The sequence below is a fragment of the Thiohalobacter sp. COW1 genome (assembly GCF_016629505.1).
Lineage (GTDB): Bacteria > Pseudomonadota > Gammaproteobacteria > Thiohalobacterales > Thiohalobacteraceae > Thiohalobacter > Thiohalobacter thiocyanaticus_A.
Genome location: NZ_AP024239.1, coordinates 1,248,352 through 1,273,237, shown reverse-complemented (window position 1 = coordinate 1,273,237; position 24,886 = coordinate 1,248,352). Strand labels below are relative to the sequence as shown.

Below are 24,886 nucleotides of genomic sequence, written 5' to 3'. Positions count from 1 at the left end.
TGATGATGGGTTACGGCGCGTTGCGCCTTCACCCATCCTACAGAACGTTTCGGGTACTTTTATGAGCACCAAGGTCATTCCCAGTGAACAACTTCAGGGCATCGAGGGCTGGTCCCTGCCGGACGTCTCCGACCCGCAGGCCCGCGAGGATGCCGGTACGCCCATGACGGCGCGCCAACTCGAGGAACTGCAGCGCGAGGCGCAGGCCGAGGGTTTCGAGCAGGGTCGCCGGGAAGGCCTGGCGGCCGGCCAGAAGGAGATCCGGGCGCGGGTGCACGAACTCGGTCACCTGATGCAGACCCTGGCCCGGCCGCTGGAACAGCTGGATGAGACGGTGGAGCATCAGCTGGTCGATCTGGTGGTACTGATCGCCCGCCAGCTGATCCGGCGCGAACTCAGGACCGAGCCGGGCGAGATCCTCGCCGTGATCCGCGAGGCCATGGCGCTGCTGCCGCTGGCCGCGACCAATGTGCGCCTGCACCTGCATCCGGAGGACGCCGAGCTGGTGCGCTCCAACCTGTCCCTGAGCAGCGAGGAGCAGACCTGGCGGGTGGTCGAGGATCCGGTCATTGCCCGCGGAGGCTGCAAGGTGATGTCGGATACCTCGCAGATCGATGCCACGCTCGAGAATCGGATCAATGCCGTGATCGCCCGCCTGCTCGGTGGCGAACGCGCCGACGACGAGGTGCAGTGAGATGTCGGCCGCGAATCCTGCCGTCGATCGCAATCCTCTGTGGCAGCAGCGCCTGGGTCGCTACAGCGAACGCCTGGGCGAGGGCGTGCCGCTGGTGGTCGAGGGCCGGCTGACGCGCATGGTCGGCCTGACCCTGGAGGCGGTCGGCTGCCAGACCGCCATCGGCGGGCGCTGCCTCATCGTCAATCCGGACGGCAGCGAGATCGAGGCCGAGGTGGTGGGCTTCGGCGGCGAGAAGCTCTATCTCATGCCCATCGGCGATCTGCAGGGGCTGGCGCCCAACGCCCGGGTGATTCCGACCAACCGGGCCTGTGAGGCGCCGGTGGGGCCGCATCTGCTCGGGCGGGTGCTAGACGGCGCCGGCCGGCCGCTGGACGGGCGCGGTCCCTTGCAGGTCGAGGAGCGCATGCCCATCACCGGCCGCTTGATCAACCCGCTGGCGCGTGCGCCCATCCGCGAGCCGCTGGATGTGGGCGTGCGCTCCATCAACTCGCTGCTTACCGTCGGCCGCGGCCAGCGCATGGGCCTGTTCGCCGGCTCCGGCGTGGGCAAGAGTGTGCTGCTGAGCATGATGACGCGCTATACCAACGCCGATGTCATTGTGGTGGGTCTGATCGGCGAGCGTGGCCGCGAAGTGGTGGAATTCGTGCAGAACAACCTGGGCGAGGAGGGCCTGGCCCGCTCGGTGGTGGTCGCCACCCCGGCCGACACCTCGCCGCTGATGCGCATGCACGGCGCCATGCTCGCCACCAGCATCGCCGAATATTACCGCGACCAGGGCATGCAGGTGCTGCTGCTGATGGATTCGCTCACCCGTTTCGCCCAGGCCCAGCGCGAGATTGCCCTGGCCATCGGCGAGCCGCCGGCGACCAAGGGGTATCCGCCCTCGGTGTTCGCCAAGCTGCCGCAGCTGGTCGAGCGCGCCGGCAACGGCAAGCCCGGCGGCGGTTCCATTACCGCCTTCTACACCGTGCTGGCCGAGGGCGATGACCAGAACGACCCCATCGCCGATGCCGCCCGTGCCATCCTCGACGGCCATATCGTGCTGTCACGCGAGCTGGGCGAATCCGGGCATTATCCGGCCATCGACATCGAGGCCTCCATCAGCCGCGCCATGACCGAGATCACCGACGACACCCACATGCAGACCGCGCGCCGCTTCAAGCAGATATACTCGACCTATCAGCGCAACCGGGATCTGATCAATGTCGGGGCTTACCAGAAGGGGTCGGATCCGCGGGTGGACGAGGCCATCCACTACCATCCACGGCTGATGCAGTTCCTGCGTCAGGGCATGCACGAGCGGGTCTCGCTGGTGGAAAGCCTGGACGACCTGGATCAGTTGCTCGGCAATGCCCTGGCCACGACCCAGTAGTCGTTGGGGACGATGTGTTACGCTACCGCTTCACCCACCCTGCGTGTTATGCCTGGCACACTGGTTGTAGGATGGGTGGAGGCGCGAGCGCCGTATCCCATCGCCTGGTCCCGCCACGATGGGTTGCGCTGCGCTTCACCCATCCTACGCGCTCAACAAAAAACGAATAAGATTCAATGACCCGCTCCAAACGCATCCAACCGGTCGTCGATGTCGCCGAACGCCGGGAACAGGAACAGGCCCGGCGCCTCGGGGCGGCCCAGCGCGAACTGGAACAGCAGCGTCAGCAACTCGATCAGCTGATCCTGTATCGCGATGAATATGCCCGCCAGTTCGAGCACAGCGGCAACACCGGTCTGTCCGTTGCCCGGCTGCAGGACTATCGCGTCTTTCTCTCCCGCCTCAATCTGGCCATCGATCAACAGCGTGAGCGCATCGCCCGGAGCCAACAGGCCTGCGAGGAACAGCGCCGGCACTGGCTGGCCTCGCGCACCCGGGCCCAGGCCCTGGACAAGGTGGCCGACCGCTACCGCGAAGAAGAACACCAGGCCCGCGAACGCCGGGCCCAGTCCGAAAGCGACGAGTTTGCCCTGCAGCGCCATCAGCGCAACAAGGACCGGGATCGGTCCTGAAGTGCAAGAGCGTCACGGAAAACACGGAATACACAGAAAGGTTTTAACCCAAAAGCTTCGATTTCATCGCCGGGCGCGTAGCGTCATGGCGATGACAAACCAAACTTCCGTGCTTTCCGTGTATTCCGTGGCGCTCTTGATCTGACCGGTTGGCACGTTGCTTGCTCCATGGAGGGGACAAGGTTTGATTAGCCAAGGAGAACTCACATGGCCGAACTGCCGGTAACACCCGTCAAGGTTCAGTCCGCCCCCGCCAAGGCCTCCGGCCAGGGCCCGGCGAGGCAGTCGGAAGCCGCTGATTCCGATAATAAATCCACCAGTTTTTCCAGCGAACTGAACAAGCGCATGGATGCCGGCAAGGCCGAGCGCGACACCGGGGCAAACGACAGCGGCAAGGCCGCTGCGGCAGGGCGGGGGGAAACCTCCGACCCCGCCGAGGGCAAGAACTTGCCGGTCGGGGACCGGGCCGGCCATGCCGGCACCGACGATGCCGAGTCCGGCGATGCGCAGAGGCAGGCCGGACTGGCCGGCGGCCTGCTGGCCGATGGCGAAGGCCGGACGGCTGCAACCGAGGCCGGTGAAGAAACCGAGGTTTCGCCGCTGGCCCTGGCCCAGATGCTGCTTGATGCGGCGCCCGCCAGGGGGGCTGAAGCGGCCGCCACCCGACCGGGCAGGGGCGAGGCCGGCGCTCGCCTGCTCACTCAGCCGGGCGCTCAACCGCAGCTTGCCCAGGGTGCGCAGGACGCCCTGCAGGAGGCCGAATTGTCGACTGATCTGTTCCGCCAGTTCCTGGCCCGCGGCGGTGAGCAGCGGTCGGAGACGGCCGCGGCCCAGCTGGCTCAACTCGCCGCACGCAACCCGGACGCGTCCGGCCTGCAGCGGCTGGCGTCGGCCGAGATCATGCCCAATCTCACCCCCTCCGCCCAGGGCATGGTGCAGACCGCCCAGCTGAACCCGACCGCCAGCCAGCCGGCCCTGCCCGGCACCCAGATCCCGCTGCCCATGCAGCATTCGCAGTGGGGCGATGCCCTGAGCGAGAAGGTGATGTGGGTGGCCAACCAGAAGCTGCAGGGGGCGGAGATCAAGCTCAACCCGCAGCACCTGGGCCCGATCGAGGTGCGAGTCTCGTTGAACAGTGATTCGGGCCAGTCGCAGGCCCAGGTGCACTTCACCGCCCAGCATGCAATGACGCGCGAGGCACTGGAAGCCGCCATGCCGCGGCTGCGTGAGATGTTCACTGCCAACGGCATGGATCTGGTCGACGTGAATGTCTCCGACCGCTCCTTCGCCGAACAGGACCAGGCATCGGCCCAGGCCCAGCAGCAGCAGTTCATGGCCGGCATGGGCGAGGCGGATGAGGGCGGTCAGAATCCGTCAGGAATGTCGGCAAAAATTACACAATTACCCACTGGAATGCTGGATCTGTTCGCCTGACTTCCGGTTGCAGAATGCAATCGGGCGACGGTCAATGCAGAGTGTGCAGGATGGAATAAATGTGATAACTTAAACGTATATCCATAATAACAACAACCCGAAGACCAGAAGATGGCCGGAAGCAAAAAGCAGCGGAACAAGACTGCGAATACGCATTCCACCCCGAACGCGCAAGCCGGTTCACGGGAACGCGAACTTCGCAAGGACTTCCACTATGTGCTGCAGATGGACAGTGCAGAGTCGGAAGTGCTCCTCCGTTATCAGACCCTGCTCAGCCAGGGCGCGGCGCAGTTCGCCGAGTCCTACTACAACTATCTGTTCGACAACCCCAGCATCGCTGAGATCCTCTATGCCTTCGAGAACGACGGCGGCGATGTCGGCGACCTGGTGCGCAGCCAACTCAACCAGCTGCTGCGCATCATCGGGCCGCTGGAAGACGGCGACCTGATCCGCATCGGCCACCTGCATCAGCAGCGCGGCGTCAAGCCGGTCTGGCTGATCGGCGCCTACCGGCTGTATCTCAATCATCTGCTCCAACTGATCGCGCACATGCCCGGGCTGGAGCCCGATGAGCGCAATGTCCTGGAGAGCGCGCTGGTCAAGCGCGTTTTTCTGTTCATGGGCCTGATGATCGAAGGTCATCTGGATCGCCTGCAGCAGACCCGGGAGGCCGAGCGCACGCAGCAGGACGGCGAGCTCGAACGCATGCAGCAGCTGCTGGCCAACATTCCGCAACAGGTCTGGTCCTATGATGTCACCGCGGCCCAGCTGCACTACCTCAACCCGGCCGCCAGGGCCCTGTGCAACGGCAACGGTAAGGGCGAGGGGCCGATCCCCTGCCTGATGGCCGTGCACGAGGATGATCGCAGCAAGGCTGAGGCCGCCTGGCAGCAGGCCCTGGACGGCCGCCCGGCCGAGGTCGAGGTGCGGCTGCAGGGGCGGGGGCAGGCTGAGAGCTGGCACCGGCTGTCCCTGTATCCCTTCAAGCAGCGGCGGCGGGTGGTGCGCATCGACGCCATGCTGGAGGATATCAACCGCCAGCATGAGACGCTGGAACGGTTGGAGCACCTGGCCACCACCGACGAACTGACCGAACTCGCCAACCGCACCCTGTGGCAGGACCGGGTCAACCAGGCCCTGGCCCAGGCCCGGCGCGAGGAGCATCAGGCCGTGGTGCTGATGCTGCTGGACCTGGATCATTTCAAGACCCTGAACGACACCTTGGGCCACCAGGCCGGGGACGAACTGCTGCGCCAGGTGGCCGAGCGTGTATGCGGCGTACTGCGTGATTCCGATACCCTGGCCCGGCTGGGCGGGGACGAGTTCGGCGTGCTGATGCCGGCAGTGGAGGATCCGGTCCGCGCCGGCGAACAGGTCGCCGGCAAGATCCTGGAGTGCTTCAAACGCCCCTATCACTACAATGATCAGCCGCTGTATTTCACCACCTCAATCGGCATAGCCCATGCGCCCCGCCACGGCGGTGACTTCGACACCCTGCTCAGCCGGGCCGACATCGCCATGTACGAGGCCAAGCGCAATGAACTGGGGTTTGCCTTCTTCGAGCCTGGCGCGGCCGCTGCCTCCAGCGCGCACCTGCAGTTCTCCACCCAGCTGCGTCACGCCCTGGAGCGCAACGAGTTCGAACTGCATTATCAGCCCAAGGTGGACATCGCCTCACATGAACTGTGCGGCGCCGAGGCGCTGCTGCGCTGGAAGCACCCGGAGCAGGGGCTGGTGCCGCCGGGCGGCTTCCTGGACATGGCCGAGCAGATCGGCCTGATGGTACCCATCACCAACTGGGTGCTGGTCACCGCCCTGCGCCAGTGCAAGGCCTGGCAGCAGGCCGGCGTCACCATCCCGGTCTCGGTCAATCTCTCCACCCGCACCTTCCAGACCCCGCGACTGCTGGAGCGCATCGAGTGGGCGCTGCAGGAGGCCGGTGTGTCCGGCGACTGCCTGGAAGTGGAGGTCACCGAACAGACCCTGATGAAGGATCTGGACCACGGCGCCGAACTGCTGCGCAGGCTGCACGATCTCGGCGTGCGCGTGGCCATCGACGACTTCGGCACCGGTTATTCCTCCGTCTCGCGGCTGCGTCACCTGCCGCTCGACACCCTCAAGATCGACCGTTCCTTCCTCTCCGAACAGGCCGCCCGCGAGGACGATCCCGTCATCGTGCGCTCCATCATCGACCTCGGCCACAACCTGGGCCTGCAGGTACTGGGCGAAGGCGTGGAGAACGACACCGCCTGGAACCTGCTCGAATCCCTCGGCTGCGATGCCGTACAGGGCTATCACGTCAGTCAGCCGCTGTCCGACCAGGGCTTCTCCAGCTGGATTCAGGGTGGTGGCTGGTCCAACCGAATTCAGTAATACCTCCAATGAGTTTCAGGGCGTGCATCTGCCCACCAATACTGCGAAGTGTTTGTTAAGAAATTTGAAAGTGCGTTATCGGCACAAAGCAGACGTCTAGTGGTAGGATCAGGTGGTGGCTGAGGATTAGTGCTCGCAGGGATTTTATCAATACAACCCTTTACGGATAAAAAGATGGAGCATCAATATCTTTATCGTGGTGTCAATCCAGAGTTGCACGCATGCACGAATGGCCAATTAATACCGAAAGAGATTGGTAAACCTTTTCAGAAATCGACATATTTTGGAGGTGATACGTATTTTGGGGATGGCAGTGTATACGGCGATTCGCCGCGAAATGCTGTAATACAACATCAGCGAGATAGTCGAAATTACCCAACATCAGGAGTTTCAACAACCCCGGTTTTCGAAAATGCGAAGCGATATGCAACACATGCTGGAAAATATGATTCTGGCTATGTCTATAAGATAGATACAGACTTACTACAATCCCATTGCGTTAGTTACTACGTCGTGGCAGAGCATGCCGCGAGCCCAGCTATACCAGATGATGAGGAAATAATCCTCGTGGCAAAAGACTTTGGCGCTCTGCCGCCCAGCATAGTGTTGGAAATCATTGAGGTTTAAGTATGGGTCATTGCGCCAATCGATCTTATTATTGGCGCCGTAATTCATATAATTGCTTACATAAGCAGTGTTAACGGGGGAAGTGCTATGGATGATGATTTGGCAGCCTTATATGAAGATAAAGACTTTATTAGCATCTATTTCACGATAACGTCACTCCCTCGCGTCGAATTTGGGATAAGAGGCCTAGCTGGTTCCGATAAAGATAAGTACCAGGATGAGTGGTACATCACTGGAGGTGTCGAAGGTACTTTCTCATTTTCCATGGATTCAAGAGTTGATGTCCCCAAGAAGTGGAAAGGCTGCAAAGTGAGTTTGGGAGTAAATAGGCTAGGTAGCGATCACAGGGCCGAATATGAAAAACACGGCTATATAGGATACGGCTCTTTCGAAGAGGAAGGTGTAAACATAAATCTTCATATAAAGCCGAAGCTTGCCAGAGATATACTAGATAAATTGACTATATTTAACGAAGAGGAAACTGAGCATAAGTTTCGCTGTGATATTGTTGATTTGAATCGCAGGAATAGTAACGATGATGCGGCACTAGACTTTCGTGTAGTCAGACTATATTGCTAGCTGGAGATGCAAGTACCGCATGGCCCGCTCTTGGTCGCGAAGCGACCACTCATGAGTTGAGCCATACTCCCGTTCCATCCATTTGTGATAGGAGGAACGGCCATGGAAATGCTCACTTACAATCCTCAGCCAGCTCCCTGGAACAAGGGTAAGCTCGTAGGCCAGAAGGCTCCTCTGAAAATCAGGGACATCTGGGCAATTCGCATCCGGCTGCAAATATCGCAGCGGCACCGCGACCTGGCACTATTCAACTTGGCGATCGACAGTAAATTGCGGGGCTGCGACCTGGTTAGGCTGTGCGTCCGGGATGTCTCGCACGGTGGCCGTATAGCAGCCCGTGCGATTATCATGCAGCAGAAGACCCAGCAGCCGGTCCGATTCGAGATCACCGAAGTGACGCGGGATGCCCTGACCAGGTGGATTGACAAGCGAGAATTGAGGTCGGACGATTTCCTGTTCCCAAGCCGTCGTCGAGGCTCCCCTCATATCACGACTCGCCAGTATGCGAGGATAGTCCATTCCTGGATCGATGAGATCGGGCTGGACCCGACCGACTACGGGACCCACTCGCTGAGGCGGACCAAGGTCACTCTGATCTACCGTCGGACGAGGAACCTCAGGGCGATACAGCTCCTGCTGGGGCACACCAAACTGGAGAGTACGGTCAGATATCTGGGTATCGAGGTTGACGACGCCCTTGAGATGGCGGAGCAGACCGAGGTCTAATGGACCCTAGCCGGAGACGGCCGCCGTCGAGGCGGTCGTTTTCCGGCACTAAGCGGACTTTCTTGGTCGTGCGAGGTAGAGATTTTCACCGGCTATTATATTTCGCTGAAATATACGCTTGGAAGGTGGACTTGGCAGCCTGTAATAGTTCGGGCGAAGCAAGCCAACCAAGGGAGTTCTATAGCTCCATACATGTTCATACCAGAACACAGTAAAAAAGTAAACTCCAGAATACGTTGAATCGGTAGTATTACATGATTGGAAGAATCCTAACTATTATTAACAATATTGTATTTCCTACAATGTACTGTTATGCAAAAAGAGTATAGGAATGTCCTTCGATATAGTTAAACGTGAAATATTTCGATTTCTGGAATCTAAGACACCAGAAGTACTGGCAATAAAAGGCGCATGGGGCGTTGGTAAGACATTTACGTGGAATAAGCTTCTTGCTGAAGCAAAAAACAATAATAAAATTGGCCATGAAAAATATTCATATGTTTCACTTTTTGGTGTGAATTCCCTTGAATCATTTAGGTATTCAATATTTGAGCAACAAATCAATATAAATCTCATAGGAACTGAGCCAAGTCTAGAAACCTTCAAAGAAAACTGGGCAGGCGTTTCTACTTCGTTTGGGAAAAAGCTAGCCAAATTGGCTGGTGATTTACCTTATCTAAATAAATTCTTCCCTACTGTAGAATCTATTACTTTTTTGGCTGTGAAAGACACACTCATTTGTATTGATGATTTTGAAAGGAAAGGAGACTCTCTTAAACCTAAAGATATATTAGGTGTTCTATCAGAATTAAAGGAAAGAAAAAACTGCAAGATTGTTTTGATACTTAATGACGAATCATTTGACGATGAAAAATTAGAAGAAGAGTATAAAAAGTATAAAGAAAAAGTAATTGATATAGAGATGCGCTTTGACCCTTTGGCAAGTGAAAGTGTAGATATTGCGTTAAACTCTGAAGCGAAAGAAAAGCTGATACTAAAGGAATATATCGAGAAACTGAAAATAAACAACATAAGAACGATCAAAAAGATTGAACGGCTATCTACTTTACTATCTGGTTTGCTCAATAAGTACGAGCCTGAAGTCTTAAAACAAACCATTCACACCCTTGTGCTTTATTCTTGGTGTATTTATCACAAAGGAGAAGATGTCCCGACTATTGAATATTTGCGAAATATTGGCTACAAGATGTTCGGGGTGGAAGACGAGAATCAAACGGAACAAGAAAAATTATGGAAATCAATTCTCACTGATTATGGATATCAAACAACCGACGAGCTTGATTTGGTTATTTTGGCGGCAGTAGAGTCTGGAGTTATTGACGAAGAAAATCTCCATATTGAGGCTGAAAAATTAAATAAGCAACATATTGCTGCTAAATCAGATTCGTCATTTGAGGAAGCATGGCGTCTTTACCATGACTGCTTTGATGATAACGAAGAGGAAGTGATTGACGCAATCTATAAAAGTTTCAAGAAAAATACAAAATATATTACACCGATAAACTTGAACGGTACGGTGAGGCTTTTTAGAGATCTTGGAAGAAGCAAACAGGCTGATGAGTTGATTAATCATTACATTGAGGTTCGAAAAGATGAAAAAAAGCTATTTGACCTCGATGGATACGCATTCGAAAGCGAGATAGACGATAAAAAAATAATAGATGAGTTTTCTAAGTTAAAAGACCAATATAAAGAACATAAAACAGTAAAAGAAGTACTAAGCTCCATATCTGGAAAGGATAGCTGGGGTGGCAATGATGCAGATGTCTTAGCAAATGCAACTGTAGATGAGTTCTATGATCTATTTAAAAACGAAAAAGGTCGTCACTTAGGCTCATGGATAAACACATGTCTGAAGTTTGGTCGTTTTACAAACGCATCTGATAGGGATAAAAAGATTGCTGAAAATGCAACAGAGGCACTATTAAGAATTGCAAAAGAGAGCAAAATAAACGCCAGGAGAGTGGCGAAATTTGGCATTAATACCGACGATAATAAATAAGACTAAAATGTATAGAAAACTTACCAAGCCGTCGCAAAAAGTCTGCGTAGCTTATGGGGGATGTTATATATCTTTTGGTGATACATGACTCAGATTGAAGATATGAAGAATGAAAAAGGGGCATGGCTTTTTGTGGTCCCTGTTAGTGGGCTAACACTTACAAAATCTGTTTCTGAAGAAATATCAATAGACAAAATAACATTCGTTAGCAGAAGCCGATTGCCGCGAGTGCGAAAGCGGCTCGGATTTCCTGTGACTGTTGGTGAGTTGAAAACCACAAAAATGTCAAGCGGTTTCTTTGAGGTATCCGATGTATGTGCCGTAGCCAAACTGGGTGGCATAGGTGCCGTACAAGAAAAGGCGTTTCTAGACGCCGCCAAGGATGAGCTAGCGATTTTGTCCCTCTCTCAACTAGGATATGCCCGCAGGCGCCATAATGCATGCTTATCTATATCCAGTGAGAATCGCCCCGGCTTCCTCGAATATTTCATGATGAATACAGTGAAGAGATCATGGGCGTTGCAGCACAGACTGTCGGGTCGGTTTAATACTCTAGTACTTGATAAGAAGTGGAAGAAATATCAGAAATTTAGCTTTTTTTACGAGCTACTGCGACTTTTGAATGGGCGGTACAATGTAACTTCTGGATGGAAACGAGATATTAGGAATGCGGCGGTTTTGGCGGGACAGAGCCAATCGTCTAGCGATCTTCCCCATGCGTTCCTCTGGAACATGATCGCTATTGAAACACTGCTAACGCATCAAGGCGATTCATATTCAGTCGCGTTGCCAAAGCGAGTCGAGGCATTTATTGGTTGGACAACCGACTGGTCTGTAAGAAACTTTGAATCAAAGATCGAAGAAGTATATAAAAAACGTTGCGCTTTTGTTCACGCAGGCAAATCCGACGGACTGCGAATCGAGGATGTCCTGTTCACCGATGTTCTGCTTGTGAATATATTTTACAATATTCTCAAGCATATAAGTATGTTTGAAACGAAAGAAAAGCTGATCGAGTTTTCACGAAAGGTAGAAGCGGAGCATGTCCTTGGCGCAAAACCTAACGTGAGACCCAAAACGGTATCCTTTATCAGCATGCGGTACTCAGACAAAGATTATGAAAATATATAACTATTCGCTCGACCTGACATAAACAACTCGTCGGTTTAGCCGGCTGGGCTTTACCGACAATGTCTGCTCTTGGTCGTGAACTGACAGGTTGGCGGGTATGGTAAGAGGGGTAACCGAAACGAGTAGTGCTAAATGTGGCTATGGTGTGATTGGTAAGGTTTGCGTGACATACCTGTCAGTTAAATTTATTGTCGGCATTATTTAATGCAATCACGATCGTACGAAAAAAACACAGAGTGGGTATTAATAATTCGAGCCTGGTATGATCCGGTTTCTTGTGGCTGATACATATTGCAAACAGTTTCACACCTAATATAGGTTAAAGTTTGTTGGTGCCAAATAATGAAAGTAAAATTAATATGTATATTACTGCTATTCATACATAGTACGTTAGTATGCGCAGAAGAAGGAATCGTAGTTGGAACTGTGGCTACAGTGAGCGTTGGCTCAAAAGGAAAGCCTGTGCCTGTTGCGTCTGTTAGTGTCTATAGAAATATAGATGAATGTGAAAGCTCTATGCGAATAGCGGCTTATCCAATATATAAGAAAGCATTAGATGAAGGACGATTTGTTTCTGTTTCTTTCTCCTGTCATCAAGAGAATGATTATGGGGCGTTTGAGATGGAGCCTGCAATATCAACTATCATTTCAGAGTAAAAAATACAGGATGATATGAATATATGCTTTTGCGTCCCTGAGACTAGGAACGCGTAGCGGGGCTTCCTGGAAAGCACGTAGTTGCATGTATCCTTTAATCGACTCATACCGATCTGTGATTTACGTATATAAAGCGCTCCTGGCAGGGGCTCGCGAAAACCATTCAAGCATTAGGCAATGACCCAGGGGGGGGGCAAATGCTTTCAAGAATATGCCTAGTATTCTTCCTAGTTTTAACCGGGATTTCCGCTGATGCATCAGAACCATCAACCTGGAATACAACCGAGATTAACAAAGATCCTTGGGTGTTGATAGATAGTGGTCGTTATGGAGAGCCAGCTATCCAGGCAACGAGTGTGGGGATCGGTCATGCCGCAATTGAAGTGGCTACAATGAGTATTGATTGCCATAGTGGAGAAATGATCCCAAATATACGTTACTCATTTGCAGCTAATAAAGGATTGAATCATCTGGATTGGTGGCAAGAAGTTAGTGAGTCAATTGTTGTTGAAGTGGGGTCAATGGATTTTGATTTTAGTCGTACCACATATAATGTTGGTTACCACCCATATATGATATCGGATGACGATAAAATACATAAATTCTTTAGCGCATTATCTAAAGCAAATGGTGATATCACAATAAAGGTAAAAGTTCCTGATAACGGGCAGGTACGCAAATTGAATCTATCGATTAAAAATTATCGCCAATTATACAACTCGCTATCTGCTCGTTGCAGTGAATAGCTACTTAGGCATATGTATGTACTAATATGTAGTAGTCGCGATCTGATCTGACAGTTACCGGCTCCGAGGAAGCCGTGGCTGTCAGGTCAAGTTCAGGCGATGAACTTTTCCTTCCAGATTTGTTTGCCATCCTCCCATGTCGCCATGGGCGTGCGTCCGCAGCACATCTTGCCCTGATGGGTGCGCTCATTATTGTAGTACGCCAGCCAGGTGTCCAGATCCGCCTGTAGGGATTCCAGGTTCGTGTAGATGTGCTTGCGGAACGTGACCTGGTAGAACTCCTGGAGAATGGTCTTGTGGAAGCGCTCGCAGATCCCGTTGGTCTGCGGGGAACGGGCCCGGGTGCGGGTGTGCTCGATGTCGTTGACCGCCAGGTAGAGCTGGTAGTCATGGCGATCGGCCTTGCCGCAGTATTCCGTCCCTCGGTCGGTCAGGATGCGCAGCAGCGGCAAGCCATGCTCTTCATAGAACGGCAGCACCCGGTCGTTGAGCAGATCCGCCGAGGTGATCGGCGTCTTGGTCGTGTAGAGCTTGGCGAAGGCCACCTTGGCGTAGGTGTCGACAAAGGTCTGTTGGTAGACCCGGCCCACGCCCTTGAGCGTGCCGACGTAGAAGGTGTCCTGGGAGCCGAGGTAGCCCGGATGGGCGGTCTCGATCTCGCCGCAGGCCACGTCGTCCTCTTTCTTCTTCTCCAGGGCGGCGACCTGAGCCTCGGTCAGCACGATGCCCTCCTGCGCCACCTTGGCCTCCAACGCCTTGAGCCGGTCGCGGAAGCAGGCCAGCTCGTGGCGCAGCCACACACAGCGCACGCCGCTGGGGGAGACAAAAATCCCACGCTTTCTCAACTCGTTACTGGCACGGACCTGGCCATGGGCCGGGGCCTCCAGGGCATACTCCACCACGGCGGCCTCTGTGGCCTCGTCGGTGCGGTTCTTGATGTTGGGCTTACGGCGGGACTGGTCGAACAGGCCCTCGACCCCGCCGTCCTCGACGGCGGCCTTGTAGCGGTAGAAGGTGTCGCGGGACAGGCCCATGACCTTGCAGGCGCGGGAGACGTTGCCCAGCTCCTCGGCCAGATTCAGCAGGCCCAGCTTGTGTTTGATGATTCTCTCGTTAGTATTGAGCATGAGGGTTACCTCTTTTGGTTCCGATGGTGAGTTCGCACTTCCATCAGAACCGGTAACCCTCACTTTTTCAAGTCAGGTGTCAGATCAAGTCGAAACTACTTCAACTAATATATGGTGCCGCGCATCCAATTTTGATTAGACTGTGTACAGTTATTCAAAGTCCGCTTCTGGTGTGCGCCGTGCAAAGGCGGCGTTATCCCCGTGGGTGAAAGTCCCACCCGGCGACCGCTCCAGCCGGAAGCAACCGGAGCAATTGTGGAGGCAACGAAATGGTTGAAGCCTCCGGTGAAGCGTGCCACGACATACGGTGGCAGCGCGAGTGTGCAGGCCGTAACGTGAGTGAACGTCGAGCAAGCCTCGAAAAGGACGTTGCGCAGGCCGACCCGGCGACCATATCGGGGAAGGCTGATACGACTGGGAATATTGAGCGAAGCAGGACCCCAGTCGCTGCGCCGGGGTAGTGGCGACAGCATGTACACAAGGGAAGCGCGCGCAACACGGGAAGCCCCTTGGCGTGGTACGGGAAGACCAACCGGACGCCCGTGAGGGACAGGCCGGGCGCCTTGGGGTGGCGGAAGGGCCCGTAGTACCGAGGAAGTCGGGTAATGCCGAGGGAGGGAAGGGGCCCTGGTTCAAGACGAATGCATGACGTAGTGAGGGACGTGGAGATTGGGCAACCTATCAACTCCGGCGAGTGTTCAGAAACTACAGAGGGCATTGCATGCGAAAGCGAAGGCTGAAGTCGGCTATCGCTTCTATGCCCTGTACGACAAGGTGTTCCGCGAAGACATCCTGGCGCATGCCTATGCGCTGTGCCGCTCCAATCGGGGCGCGCCGGGGGTAGACGGTCAGGACTTCGCGGACGTCGAGGCGTACGGGGTAGAGCGGTGGCTGGCGGAACTGGCGGAAGAACTCCGGGAGGAGCGCTACCGTCCGGAGGCCATCAAACGAGTGTATATTCCGAAAGCCAACGGCAAACTCCGGCCATTGGGCATCTCGACGCTACGGGACCGGGTCTGCATGACAGCAGCGATGCTGGTGCTCGAACCGATCTTCGAAGCGGATCTTCCACCGGAGATGTACGCCTACCGCCCGAAGCGCAATGCGCAGCAGGCGGTGGTCGAGGTGCAAGAGACGATGTTCCGAGGGCATCCGGATGTGGTGGACGCCGACCTGTCGGACTACTTCGGCAGCATTCCCCATGCAGAGCTACTGCAATCGCTGGCGCGTCGTATCGTTGATCGGCGCGTCCTGCATCTGCTCAAGCAATGGCTGGAGTGTCCAGTCGAAGAGGTCGACAAGCGCGGGCAGAACCACAGAACGACGGAGGCCAAGGACACCCGGCGCGGGATTCCACAGGGCGCTCCCATCTCACCACTGCTGGCCAATCTGTATATGCGCCGGTTCGTGCTGGCCTGGAAGAGGCTCAAGCTGGATCACCGCCTCGGGAGTCGCATCGTGATTTACGCCGATGACCTCGTGATCTTGTGCCAACGCGGCAAGGCCGAGGAGGCCCTGCGGTGGATGCGCACGATCATGGAACGGCTCAAGCTCACGGTGAATGAGGAAAAGACACGAATCTGCACGGTCCCGGACGGGGTGTTTGACTTTCTGGGGTACACGTTTGGGCGGCTGTATTCACCGAGGACGGGTAAAGCCTACCTCGGGATGCGGCCCTCGAAGAAGAGCATCACGCGCATGGTCCAACGGTTACATGCAATGACGACGCTCTCTCTGGCGTGGCTCGATACCACAGAGATGGTGAAGCGGTTAAATCGTACGCTGCGGGGCTGGGCGAACTACTTCAGTGTAGGCGCGCACAGCCAGGCATATCGGGCGCTCGACAGCTACACCGCTATGCGGTTACGCCGGTGGCTGCGCAACAAGTACAGGGTCAGGCGACGCAGGGGCGGGGCCTTTCCCCCCTCGCACCTCTACGGGTACTTCGGTCTCGTGCGCCTGACCCAACTTGGGCGCGGCGAGTCGTGGGTGAAGGCATGAGGTCTTGTCCGAGAGCCGGATGCGGGAAATCTGCATGTCCGGTTCGATGAGGAGGGTGTGGAAACGGAGTGATGGTTCGGCTATTGAGGCACCGCCAGACGAAAGGGGCGGCAACAGATAGGCTGGACCTTAGGCCACCGCGTCACATCCTTACTCTACCGAAAACTGACATTGAACCTTGCTATAGAAGAGTTGGGCGACTAGCTATCTTTCTTCATCATACTCTATTATAATGGCCCGTACGTAGCGCCATCCGGTCGGCGCATAGCTTCGCGGCCGTCTCCCTCCCCGAAAGACTTATCCTCGAACATTCAACCCAATCAAGACTCCACCCTGACCGGCCCCGCGGAACCTGCGGGTAGGCTGGACCCGGAGCAGATAAATATGTCATTTGAGACACTCGGCCTCATGGCCGAACTCCTGCGTGCCATCGATTCGCAGGGCTACACCACCCCGACCCCCATCCAGCGCCAGGCGGTGCCGGTGATATTGGAAGGCCGCGACGTGCTGGCCGGCGCCCAGACCGGCACCGGCAAGACCGCCGCCTTTACCCTGCCCATGCTGCAGCTGCTCAGCCAGCGCCCCCGCAAGGGCAGGGCGCCGCGCGCCCTGGTGCTCACACCCACCCGGGAGCTGGCGGCGCAGGTCGGCGAGAGCGTGGAGACCTACGGCGCACACCTGAAGCTGCGCTCCGCCATCATCTTCGGCGGGGTGGGGATCAATCCGCAGATCGAGGCCCTGAAGCGCGGCGTCGACATCCTGGTCGCCACGCCGGGCCGGCTGCTGGATCATGCCGGCCAGGGCACGGTGGATCTGTCCGCGATTGAGATCCTGGTGCTGGACGAAGCCGACCGCATGCTGGACATGGGCTTCATCCACGACATCCGCCGGGTGATGAAGCTGCTGCCCCAGAGGCGTCAGAACCTGCTGTTCTCTGCCACCTACTCCAACGAGATCAAGCGTCTGGCCGACGGCCTGCTGCACCGGCCGGCCCTGATCGAGGTGGCGCGCCGCAATACGGCCGCCGAGACCGTCACCCAGCATGTGTACCGGGTCGACAAGGACGGCAAGCGCGATCTGCTGATCCACCTCATCGATGCCGGGCAGTGGTCCCAGGTGCTGGTGTTCACCCGTACCAAGCACGGCGCCAACCGTCTGGCCGAGCAACTCAATCGGGCCGACATCGAAGCGGCCGCCATCCATGGCAACAAGAGCCAGAGTGCCCGCACCCGGGCCCTGGCCGGGTTCAAGGATGGCAGCGTGCGGGTGCTGGTGGCGACCGACATCGCCGCCCGCGGCCTGGACATCGACCGCCTGCCGCATGTGGTGAATTACGAACTGCCCAATGTGCCGGAAGACTATGTGCACCGTATCGGCCGTACCGGTCGGGCCGGTGAGGAGGGCGCGGCGATTTCACTGGTCGGCGCCGATGAAGCCAAGCTGCTCAAGGATATCGAGCGGGTGCTGAACAAGACCATCCCGGTGCTGCCCATGCCGACGTTCGAGCCGAAGGTGCTGAAAACGGCCCCCCGACCGGAGCAGAGGTCCAGGGCCACGCCCGGCAATAAGTCGAAGGTGAAGAAGAAGCCGGCCATCAGCCGTAACGCCGCGTCCCGATCCGGTGACAAGCCGGCGGACGGCCAGCGCAAGCGGCGCCGGCGCAATCGCCCGTCCCAGTCCCCCGGCGCTGCCCGGTAACAGTCTTTCCGCCCCGTGCGCCCCTGGACCCTGCTCGACACTGCGCAAGTCCCCGGCAACGGCGGCGAGTTGCAGCTGTATCAGCGCGGCGATGAATTCTCCATCAAGCTGGTGGCGCGGGGCGAGTTGATGAGCAGCCGCGTCCATGGCTCGGAGGAGGCGCTGGCGGCGCAGACCTGCGCGCGACTGGCGGACAGCCAGCGGGCACAGGTACTGATCGGCGGGCTGGGTATGGGGTTTACCCTGGCTGCGGCGCTGCAGGCGTTGGGCACGCAGTCCCGGGTCGTGGTCGCGGAACTCGTCCCGGCGGTGGTGGCCTGGAACCGCGGTCCGCTGGGGCATCTGGCCGGGCATCCGCTGGACGATGCGCGGGTGCGTGTGCACGAGGGCGATATCGCCCGACTGCTGCAGGCCGGGCCGCGGGCCTGGGATGCCATTGTGCTGGATGTGGACAATGGCCCCGAGGGCCTGACCCGTCGGGAGAACGACTGGCTCTATGATACGGAGGGGCTGACGGCGGCCTGTGCTGCCTTGCGCCCCGGCGGTGTGCTGGCCGTGTGGTCGGCCGGCCAGGCGCCGGAGTTTCTGCCGCGGCTGCGCAAGGTGGGCTTCGAGGCGGAGGAGGTACGGGTGCGCGCCCATGGCGGAAAGGGGGCGCGGCACGTCCTCTGGTTCGGCCGGCGGGTGGATTGATCCGCCCACCGGTTGGATATACTTGCACATACATGAATCAGGCAATGCAGAGGCAGGACCGATGGGCAATTCATTCGGCGACCAGTTGCTCAAGGCCGGGCTGGTGGACAAGTCCCGGCTCGAGAAGGCGAACAAGTCCAAACGCAAGCAGCAGAAGCTGAAACAGAAGCAGAAGGTCGAGGTGGTCGACGAGGCCGCCGTGGCCGCCGAGGCGGCACGCAAGGCTGCGGCGGAAGCGGCGGAACGCGATCGTGAGCTCAACCGCCAGCGCAAGGCGGCCGCCGAGCGCCGGGCAACCCAGGCCCAGGTCCGGCAGCTGGTGGAACAGAACCGGCTGGCGGATGCCGAGGGGGAGGTTGCCTACAACTTCCAGGACGGTACCCTGATCAAGACGCTGCATGTCACCGAGTCCGTCCGCGACCGGCTGGCGCGCGGCCAGCTGGTCATCGTCCGCTTCGATGCGGGCTACGCGCTGGTCCCGGCGGGGGTGGCGGAGAAGGTCGGGCAGCGCGATGCCGCCTGCATCGTCAGCCGGGCCGGGGATCGGCCGCAGGAGGACGCCGACGACCCCTATGCGGAGTACCAGGTGCCCGATGACCTGATGTGGTAGCTGTCACTTCGGGAGCACCGTCCCGGGCCCTGATCACCTGAAGTTCCGGCTGCCGCCTGCCCGCAACGCGGGCATCGGGTGCAACCGTCCCATTTGCTTCCCCGCTCATTCCACTTCCCCTGACCCGGTGCCGGGAAACCGGCTGAAGGCGCGACAGAATAACGTCAAGTCTCTGTCGACCCCGGATTTTCCATTTCCAACCAATTGAATATAAATAACTAATTTTTCTTCCTGGCCGTGGCACAGGACTTGCTTTTGCCTGTGCAGACATTCACAGGCACAAGGTACCGGCATGGCAGAAGAAGATCTCGATCTGGACGTGGATACCGCGGAGGCGGAATCCGGCGGCGGGCTGAAAATCGTCATCATCGCCGCTGTCGTGGTGCTGCTGCTCTCCAGTGCCGTGCTGGCCGGACTCTATTTCATGGGCATGCTGGGTGGGAACGAGCCGGCCGCCGAGCCGCAGGCGGCTGCCGCAGATGGGGCCGCGGCTGAAGCCGCCCCGCCTGCAACCAGCGGCGGCCCGCTCATCTACCAGCCGCTGGAACCTCCTTTCGTCGTGAATTTCGGCCGCGAAGCCGACGTGCGTTTCATGCAGATCACCATCCAGGTGGCCGACCGTAATCCGGCTGTCATCGAACAGGTCAAGGAACACAACCCGGCCATCCGCAATGGCCTGGTGATGCTGTTCAGCAGCCAGGATCCCGAGGTGCTCAATACCCGTGAGGGCAAGGAGCAGCTGCGCCAGGACGCGCTGGAGGAAGTGCGCAGCGTGCTCGAGCAGATGACCGGCCGGGGTCGGCTGGAAAATCTGTACTTCACCAGCTTTGTCATGCAATAGGGGTACTGCGTGAACGATCTGCTCTCACAGGAAGAAATCGACGCGCTCCTGCACGGGGTCGGCAGCGGTGATATCGAGACCGAATCCGACGACGGCGGCGGTGACGGCGAGGCACAGAACTACGACTTCACCAGCCAGGACCGCATTGTCCGCGGGCGCATGCCCACGCTGGAGATGATCAACGAGCGCTTCGCCCGTTATTTCCGCATTTCGCTGTTCAACATGCTGCGCCGCCAGGGCGAGATCTCGGTCGGCGGCGTGCAGATGCTCAAGTTCGGCGAGTACATCCACAGCCTGTTCGTGCCGACCAGCCTGAATCTGGTCAAGATCAATCCGCTGCGCGGCACCGCCCTGTTTGTGTTCGATCCCAAGCTGGTGTTCAGCGCCGTGGACAACTACTTCGGCGGCGACGGGCGTTTCCACACCAAGATCGAGGGCCGCGAGTTCACGCCCACCGAACAGCGCGTCATCCAGCGCATGCTGGACCGCGCCTTCGACGATCTGTTTCAGGCCTGGCGCCCGGTGCTGCCGGTCGAGTTCGAGTATCAGACCCACGAGGTCAATCCGCAGTTCGCCAACATCGTCAGCCCCACCGAGGTGGTGGTGGTCTCCACCTTCCACATCGAACTGGAAGGCGGCGGCGGCGCGCTGCATATCACCCTGCCGTATTCCATGGTCGAGCCCATTCGCGATCTGCTGGATGCCGGCGTGCAGAGCGACCGCAGCGACGTGGACGAGCGCTGGCGCATCGCCATCAAGGAAGAGATGAAGGATGCCGAGGTCGAGCTGTCCTCGCAGCTGGCCGAGACCACCATCACCTTCCGCGAGCTGATGGAAATGCAGATTGGGGACGTGATTCCCATCGACATGCCGGAGACCATTCTGCTGCGTTCGCAGGACATCCCGCTGTTCCGCGGCCGGCTGGGCAGCGCCAATGGCAACAAGGCAGTCAAGATCATCGACAAGGTGAACCAGAACGCGATGGTTCCCCTATCCAATGTAATTGAAAAGAACTGAGTGCGTGACGGGAGACAGTAATGAGTGACGATCAGGAAAACCTGGACCAGGATGCGATGGCCGACGAGTGGGCCGCCGCCCTGGCCGAACAGGACGACACCGGCGGCGGTGACGGCCAGGCCGAAGTTGCGGCTCAGGTGTCCAAGCCGGAACTCGATCAGTTCGAGAGCGCCACGGTGCCGGCCGGCAGCGATGAAGCCAATCTCGATCTGATCCTGGACATCCCGGTCACCATCGCGATGGAAATCGGCCGCACCCGGATCAGTATCCGCAACCTGCTGCAGCTCAACCAGGGGTCGGTGGTGGAACTGGACCGGCTGGCGGGGGAGCCGATGGACGTGCTGGTCAACGGCACCCTGGTGGCGCACGGCGAGGTGGTGGTGGTCAACGAGAAGTTCGGTATCCGCCTGACCGACGTGGTCAGTCCGGCGGAACGGGTGAAGAAGCTGAAATGATGTCGTTTCCCGCACGCATCACGGTGACGCTGGCGCTGCTGTGGCCGCTGACGCTGCAGGCATCCGAGGGCCGGCAGGCCGCCGAGTCCCTGAACGATCCCATGGCCTGGTCCAACCTGCTGCAGGTCCTGCTGGGCCTGGTGGCGGTGATCGTCCTCATGTTGATCTTTGCCTGGCTGATGCGGCGCATGTCCGGTTTCCAGGGCGGCGTGCCCGGGGCCATGCGCGTGCTCGGCGGCCTGTCCATGGGCGCGCGCGAGAAGGTGGTGCTGATCCAGGTCGGCGAGACCCAGCTGGTGCTGGGCGTGGCGCCGGGTCGGGTCCAGACCCTGCATGTGCTGGAGGAGAAGATCGAGACCCCGGTGCGCGAGGGCGCCGGCATGAACAGCTTCGCCCGCAATCTGCAGCAGGCACTGAGCCGGGGAGACAGGTCATGAGACTGCGCGGCCTGATCAGCCTGCTGCTGCTGTTGCTGCCGGTGGCCTCGCTGGCCGAACCGGGCATTGCGGCCTTCCGCATGGAGAACAATCCGGACGGCAGCGAGACCTATTCCATCAGTATCCAGGTGCTCGCCATCATGACGGCGATCACCTTCCTGCCGGCGGCGCTGATGATGATGACCTCCTTCACCCGCATCCTGATCGTGCTGTCCATCCTGCGCCAGGCGCTGGGCACCATGCAGACGCCTTCGACCCAGATCCTGATCGGTCTGTCGCTGTTCCTGACCTTCTTCATCATGGTGCCGGTGTTCGACGAGGTCTACACCGAGGCGGTCAAGCCCTATCTCAACGAGGAACTGGCGCCGGACGAGGCGCTGGCACGCGCCGCCGAGCCGTTCCATGCCTTCATGCTGGCGCAGACGCGCGAATCCGATCTGGAGACCTTCTCCGACATTGCCCGGGCCGAGCCGGTCGAACGCGCCGAGGACATTCCCTTCTCGCTGCTGCTGCCCTCGTTCGTCACCAGCGAACTGAAGACGGCCTTCCAGATCGGGTTTCTGATCATGATCCCGTTCCTGGTCATCGATCTGGTCATCGCCAGCCTGCTGATGTCCATGGGCATGATGATGCTCTCGCCCATGATCATATCGCTGCCGTTCAAGATCATGCTGTTCGTGCTGGTCGATGGCTGGTCGCTGATCATGGGCACGCTCGCCTCCAGTTTCTACATTGCGAGTTAGGAGCCACGCATGACACCCGATACCGTCATCACCATCGGCGAGCAGGCCATGTACATCACCGTGCTGCTGGCCGGGCCGCTGCTGATCGCCTCGCTGGCGGTGGGCCTGGTCATCGCCATGTTCCAGGCCGCGACCCAGATCAACGAGATGACGCTCACCTTCATCCCCAAGCTGGCCGCGATCGTGCTGGTGCTGCTGCTGGCCGGGCCCTGGCTGCTGCGCAGCCTGCTCGATTTCACCATCAACCTGTATACCAGCATCCCCGGCCTGATCGGCTGAGGCGCAACCATGGCTACGCCGCTGCTCCTCACCACCAGTCAGATTGCCGGATGGGTCGGCGAGTTCATGTGGCCCTTCATGCGCATCGGCATGATGCTGATGGTGATGCCGGTGTTCGGCGGTCGGCTGGTGCCGGCGCGGGTGCGGATCCTGACTGCCGTGGTGATCGCCGCTATCCTGGTGCCGGTGATCCCGCCGGTGCCGGCGGTGGACCCGCTCAGCGCCGAGTCGGTGGCGATCTCGGCCCAGCAGCTGGCCATCGGCATGGTGATGGGATTCATGCTGCAGCTGGTCTTCGGGGCCCTGGTCATCGGCGGCCACGCCATCGCCATGAGCATGGGCCTGGGCTTCGCCTCCATGGTCGACCCCCAGAATGGCGTGAATGTACCGGTGATCGGCCAGTACTACGTCACCCTGGCCACGCTGCTGTTCCTGGTGCTGGACGGGCACCTGATCCTGATCAGCGTACTGGCCGAGAGTTTCCACCAGTTGCCCATCGCCGCCCACGGTCTGACGCGCGACACCTTCCTGACCCTGGCCCACTGGGGCACACAGATGTTCGCCGGCGGGGTGTTGATTGCAGTGCCGGCGTTGATTGCGCTGATGCTGACCAACATCGCCTTCGGTGTGGTCTCGCGCGCCGCGCCGCAGCTCAATATCTTCGGCGTGGGCTTCCCGGTAACGCTGACCTTCGGCTTCGTGGTCATCTACCTGACCCTGTCCAACCTGGTGCCGCAGTTCCAGGTGCTGCTGCATGACGCCTTCACCCTGCTGGGCAGTCTGGGGGCGGACTGATGGCGGAGAACGAGAACGGACAGGAACGCACTGAAGAGCCGACCACCAAACGGCTTGATGATGCCCGCCGCAAGGGCCAGATTCCGCGTTCACGCGAACTCAATACCCTGACCATGCTGATGCTGGGCGCACTGACCTTCCTGATCATCGGCGAGACCATGATCGATCAGTTCTCCCAGCTCATGCACATGGGGCTGTCGTTCGAACGGCGCGACGTATTCAACGTCGAGGCCATGTTCCAGGCCATGAAGGTCGCGCTCGGCACGGGACTGACCCTGGTACTGCCGTTTCTGCTGGTGAGCCTGCTGGCGGCGATCGCCTCCTCCATCGCCCTGGGCGGCCTGTCCTTCAGCCTGGAGGCAATGACCCCCAAGCTGGAGAAGCTCGATCCCATCAAGGGGATGAAGCGCCTGCTCGGGGTCAAGGGCCTGGTGGAACTGGGCAAGGCCGTGGGCAAGCTGCTGCTGGTCACCCTGGTTGCGCTGATTCTGTTCAACGCCTTTTTCGACGAGATGCTCTACCTGGGCCGGCAGACCCCGAAACAGGCCATGGCCAACGGCGGCGAGATCCTGCTCTGGTGTTTTCTGTTTCTCAGCCTGGGGCTGATCTTCGTCGCCGCCATCGATGTGCCGTTCCAGCTCTGGGATCACAAGCGCCAGCTCAAGATGACCAGGCAGGAGGTCAAGGACGAGATGAAGGACACCGAGGGCAAGCCCGAGGTGAAGCGACGCATCAAGCAGGCCCAGTACGAGATCGCCTCGCGCCGCATGATGGAGGCCGTGCCGGAGGCCGACGTGGTCATCACCAACCCGACCCATTTCGCCGTGGCCCTGAAGTACGACGATTCGGCCATGCGGGCGCCGCGCGTGGTGGCCAAGGGCCGCGGAGTGGTGGCCGCCGAGATCCGCAAGCGCGCGCTGGAGCACAACGTGGCCCTGTTCCAGGCGCCGCCGCTGGCGCGTGCGCTCTATTTCAGCACCGATCTCGACCGGGAGATCCCGGCCGGGCTGTATTACGCCGTCGCCCAGGTGCTCGCCTATGTGTTCCAGCTGCGCACCGCGACCGCCTACGGCGGCGCGCGGCCGCCGAAGCCGGGCGATATCGAGGTGCCGGACGAGTATTACCATCCGCCGGCGGAGTGATGGGGGCCGTGGATTCCGTCATTGCGAGGCGCGCAGCGCCGTGGCAATCCC

Annotated in this window: 25 protein-coding genes; 24 read left to right on the top strand and 1 reads right to left on the bottom strand. The window is 58.5% G+C overall.

Features of this window, described 5'->3' with window-relative positions; genetic code table 11:
• Window positions 1–61: 61 nt before the first annotated feature.
• The 12 genes from COW1_RS05935 to COW1_RS05880 all read left to right on the top strand — a co-directional run bounded on the left by COW1_RS05935 (window position 62) and on the right by COW1_RS05880 (window position 12,997).
• On the top strand, window positions 62–694 hold the full coding sequence (locus tag COW1_RS05935; RefSeq protein ID WP_201345693.1) for a flagellar assembly protein FliH: 633 nt from the start codon (window positions 62–64) through the stop codon (window positions 692–694).
• Between the two features lies 1 nt (window position 695).
• The gene (gene fliI, locus COW1_RS05930) at window positions 696–2,069 is read left to right on the top strand and encodes a flagellar protein export ATPase FliI (protein ID WP_201345692.1); all 1,374 of its coding nucleotides are present in this window, start codon (window positions 696–698) and stop codon (window positions 2,067–2,069) included.
• Between the two features lie 176 nt (window positions 2,070–2,245).
• A complete protein-coding gene (gene fliJ, locus COW1_RS05925; protein ID WP_096366024.1) occupies window positions 2,246–2,701 on the top strand; it encodes a flagellar export protein FliJ in 456 nt (151 codons plus the stop codon).
• Between the two features lie 207 nt (window positions 2,702–2,908).
• The gene (locus COW1_RS05920) at window positions 2,909–4,135 is read left to right on the top strand and encodes a flagellar hook-length control protein FliK (RefSeq protein WP_201345691.1); all 1,227 of its coding nucleotides are present in this window, start codon (window positions 2,909–2,911) and stop codon (window positions 4,133–4,135) included.
• 111 nt (window positions 4,136–4,246) lie between these two features.
• On the top strand, window positions 4,247–6,508 hold the full coding sequence (locus COW1_RS05915; RefSeq protein WP_201345690.1) for a bifunctional diguanylate cyclase/phosphodiesterase: 2,262 nt from the start codon (window positions 4,247–4,249) through the stop codon (window positions 6,506–6,508).
• A gap of 174 nt (window positions 6,509–6,682) precedes the next feature.
• Window positions 6,683–7,135 carry a hypothetical protein gene (locus COW1_RS05910; protein ID WP_201345689.1) on the top strand — a complete coding sequence of 151 codons (453 nt, stop codon included), beginning with the start codon at window positions 6,683–6,685 and terminating at the stop codon, window positions 7,133–7,135.
• Between the two features lie 87 nt (window positions 7,136–7,222).
• Complete coding sequence (locus COW1_RS05905; RefSeq protein WP_201345688.1) at window positions 7,223–7,714, top strand: hypothetical protein; 492 nt, start codon at window positions 7,223–7,225, stop codon at window positions 7,712–7,714.
• A 102-nt stretch (window positions 7,715–7,816) separates the two neighbouring features.
• The gene (locus tag COW1_RS05900; RefSeq protein WP_242466503.1) at window positions 7,817–8,440 is read left to right on the top strand and encodes a tyrosine-type recombinase/integrase; all 624 of its coding nucleotides are present in this window, start codon (window positions 7,817–7,819) and stop codon (window positions 8,438–8,440) included.
• Window positions 8,441–8,771: 331 nt separating this feature from the next.
• Window positions 8,772–10,463, top strand: a complete 1,692-nt coding sequence (locus COW1_RS05895; RefSeq protein WP_201345687.1) for a P-loop NTPase fold protein — start codon at window positions 8,772–8,774, stop codon at window positions 10,461–10,463.
• Window positions 10,464–10,547: 84 nt separating this feature from the next.
• The gene (locus COW1_RS05890) at window positions 10,548–11,594 is read left to right on the top strand and encodes a hypothetical protein (RefSeq protein ID WP_201345686.1); all 1,047 of its coding nucleotides are present in this window, start codon (window positions 10,548–10,550) and stop codon (window positions 11,592–11,594) included.
• Between the two features lie 342 nt (window positions 11,595–11,936).
• Window positions 11,937–12,251, top strand: a complete 315-nt coding sequence (locus COW1_RS05885; protein ID WP_201345685.1) for a hypothetical protein — start codon at window positions 11,937–11,939, stop codon at window positions 12,249–12,251.
• A gap of 197 nt (window positions 12,252–12,448) precedes the next feature.
• A complete protein-coding gene (locus tag COW1_RS05880) occupies window positions 12,449–12,997 on the top strand; it encodes a hypothetical protein (RefSeq protein ID WP_201345684.1) in 549 nt (182 codons plus the stop codon).
• A gap of 92 nt (window positions 12,998–13,089) precedes the next feature.
• Here COW1_RS05880 and COW1_RS05875 read toward each other — a convergent pair whose 3' ends face one another.
• On the bottom strand, window positions 13,090–14,124 hold the full coding sequence (locus COW1_RS05875; protein ID WP_201344243.1) for an IS481 family transposase: 1,035 nt from the start codon (window positions 14,122–14,124) through the stop codon (window positions 13,090–13,092).
• Window positions 14,125–14,841: 717 nt separating this feature from the next.
• On the opposite strand from COW1_RS05875, the gene ltrA reads away from it, so the two are divergent.
• The 12 genes from ltrA to flhB all read left to right on the top strand — a co-directional run bounded on the left by ltrA (window position 14,842) and on the right by flhB (window position 24,835).
• Window positions 14,842–16,125 carry a group II intron reverse transcriptase/maturase gene (ltrA, locus tag COW1_RS05870; protein WP_201345348.1) on the top strand — a complete coding sequence of 428 codons (1,284 nt, stop codon included), beginning with the start codon at window positions 14,842–14,844 and terminating at the stop codon, window positions 16,123–16,125.
• Window positions 16,126–16,509: 384 nt separating this feature from the next.
• Window positions 16,510–17,823: a DEAD/DEAH box helicase gene (locus COW1_RS05865; protein ID WP_201345683.1), complete on the top strand. Its 1,314-nt coding sequence runs from the start codon at window positions 16,510–16,512 to the stop codon at window positions 17,821–17,823.
• A 15-nt stretch (window positions 17,824–17,838) separates the two neighbouring features.
• A complete protein-coding gene (locus tag COW1_RS05860; RefSeq protein WP_201345682.1) occupies window positions 17,839–18,516 on the top strand; it encodes a spermidine synthase in 678 nt (225 codons plus the stop codon).
• Window positions 18,517–18,577: 61 nt separating this feature from the next.
• Entirely contained in the window at window positions 18,578–19,126 is a 549-nt protein-coding gene (locus COW1_RS05855; protein WP_201345681.1) for a DUF2058 domain-containing protein, read from the top strand.
• 292 nt (window positions 19,127–19,418) lie between these two features.
• Complete coding sequence (fliL, locus tag COW1_RS05850; protein ID WP_201345680.1) at window positions 19,419–19,967, top strand: flagellar basal body-associated protein FliL; 549 nt, start codon at window positions 19,419–19,421, stop codon at window positions 19,965–19,967.
• A 9-nt stretch (window positions 19,968–19,976) separates the two neighbouring features.
• Window positions 19,977–20,984 carry a flagellar motor switch protein FliM gene (fliM, locus tag COW1_RS05845; RefSeq protein ID WP_096366034.1) on the top strand — a complete coding sequence of 336 codons (1,008 nt, stop codon included), beginning with the start codon at window positions 19,977–19,979 and terminating at the stop codon, window positions 20,982–20,984.
• A 20-nt stretch (window positions 20,985–21,004) separates the two neighbouring features.
• Window positions 21,005–21,439 (top strand): flagellar motor switch protein FliN, encoded by a 435-nt coding sequence (gene fliN, locus COW1_RS05840; RefSeq protein ID WP_096366035.1) that lies wholly within the window; start codon window positions 21,005–21,007, stop codon window positions 21,437–21,439.
• The gene (gene fliO, locus COW1_RS05835) at window positions 21,436–21,876 is read left to right on the top strand and encodes a flagellar biosynthetic protein FliO (protein ID WP_096366036.1); all 441 of its coding nucleotides are present in this window, start codon (window positions 21,436–21,438) and stop codon (window positions 21,874–21,876) included. The genes fliN and fliO overlap by 4 nt, the downstream gene beginning before the upstream one ends.
• Entirely contained in the window at window positions 21,873–22,619 is a 747-nt protein-coding gene (gene fliP, locus COW1_RS05830) for a flagellar type III secretion system pore protein FliP (RefSeq protein WP_096366037.1), read from the top strand. The genes fliO and fliP overlap by 4 nt, the downstream gene beginning before the upstream one ends.
• Before the next feature lie 9 nt (window positions 22,620–22,628).
• Window positions 22,629–22,898 (top strand): flagellar biosynthesis protein FliQ, encoded by a 270-nt coding sequence (fliQ, locus tag COW1_RS05825; RefSeq protein WP_096366038.1) that lies wholly within the window; start codon window positions 22,629–22,631, stop codon window positions 22,896–22,898.
• Between the two features lie 9 nt (window positions 22,899–22,907).
• The gene (gene fliR, locus COW1_RS05820; RefSeq protein WP_201345679.1) at window positions 22,908–23,693 is read left to right on the top strand and encodes a flagellar biosynthetic protein FliR; all 786 of its coding nucleotides are present in this window, start codon (window positions 22,908–22,910) and stop codon (window positions 23,691–23,693) included.
• A complete protein-coding gene (gene flhB / locus COW1_RS05815) occupies window positions 23,693–24,835 on the top strand; it encodes a flagellar biosynthesis protein FlhB (protein WP_096366040.1) in 1,143 nt (380 codons plus the stop codon). The genes fliR and flhB overlap by 1 nt, the downstream gene beginning before the upstream one ends.
• Window positions 24,836–24,886: the final 51 nt, after the last annotated feature.